The sequence below is a fragment of the Pseudomonas sp. PA-4-8C genome, assembly GCF_021606625.1.
Classification (GTDB): Bacteria; Pseudomonadota; Gammaproteobacteria; order Pseudomonadales; family Pseudomonadaceae; genus Aquipseudomonas; species Aquipseudomonas lactis.
Genome location: NZ_WKCD01000563.1, coordinates 1 through 972, shown reverse-complemented (window position 1 = coordinate 972; position 972 = coordinate 1). Strand labels below are relative to the sequence as shown.

General features: G+C 61.2%; 1 protein-coding gene. It reads left to right on the top strand.

The genetic code is table 11. The features are described 5' to 3' along the window. Positions 1 to 849 (top strand): efflux transporter outer membrane subunit (locus GIW04_RS30975; protein WP_236479641.1); only part of this gene is annotated, 849 nt, incomplete at its 5' end. Positions 850 to 972: the final 123 nt, after the last annotated feature.

The following is a 972-nucleotide window of genomic DNA, read 5'->3' as shown; positions in this document are numbered from 1 at the left end:
CTGCAAGCCACGTTGGACACCTACCAGCGCTCGTTGAAAATGACCGAAAACCAGTACCGTGCCGGTGTGGCCGGCAAGGATGCCATCGCCCAGGCGCAAACTCAGCTCAAGACCACCCAGGCCAGCCTGATTGACCTGATCTGGCAGCGCGCCCAGCTGGAAAACGCCATTGCGGTGTTGATCGGCGAGGCGCCAGCCAACTTCAACTTGGCGGTGAGCAAAGACATCCCGGCCCTGCCGCAGATACCGGTGAGCCTGCCGTCCCAATTGCTGGAGCGGCGCCCCGATATCGCCTCGGCCGAACGCTCGGTGATCGCCGCCAACGCCAATATTGGCGTGGCCAAGGCGGCCTATTACCCTGACCTGACCTTGAGCTTGGCGGGGGGCTACTCCAGCAGTACCTATGAAGACTGGATCAGCCTGCCGAACCGCTTCTGGTCGGTGGGGCCGAAACTGGCCATGACCCTGTTCGATGGCGGCCAGCGCTCGGCGGAAGTTGACCGTACCGTGGCCAGCTATGACGAGACCGTGGCCAAGTACCGCCAGACCGTGCTGGACGGTTTTCGTGAGGTGGAAAACTACATGGTCCAGCTCAAGGTGCTCGCCGATGAGGCGGTGGTCAGCAATGAAGCGCTGGAAGCGGCGCGTGAATCCTTGCGCTTGACCGAAAACCAATACAAGGCCGGGTTGATTGCCTATCTGGATGTGGTCACGGTGCAGGCGACGGCCTTGAGCAACGAGCGCACCGTGTTGACCTTGCTGCAATCGCGCCTGGTGGCGAGTGTGCAATTGATTGCAGCGTTGGGCGGAGGCTGGGAAGGCCAGACCTCCCTGGCCGAAAAGGAGTAACCGGATGCGCCGCGCATCCTGAGGGAGCAAGATCAACTGTGTGGGCTTGCCCCAATGCCAGTCAGTTAAGCACAGTACCCTGTGGGAGCTGGCTTGCCTGCGATAGCGTTAGTGCAGTAGTAG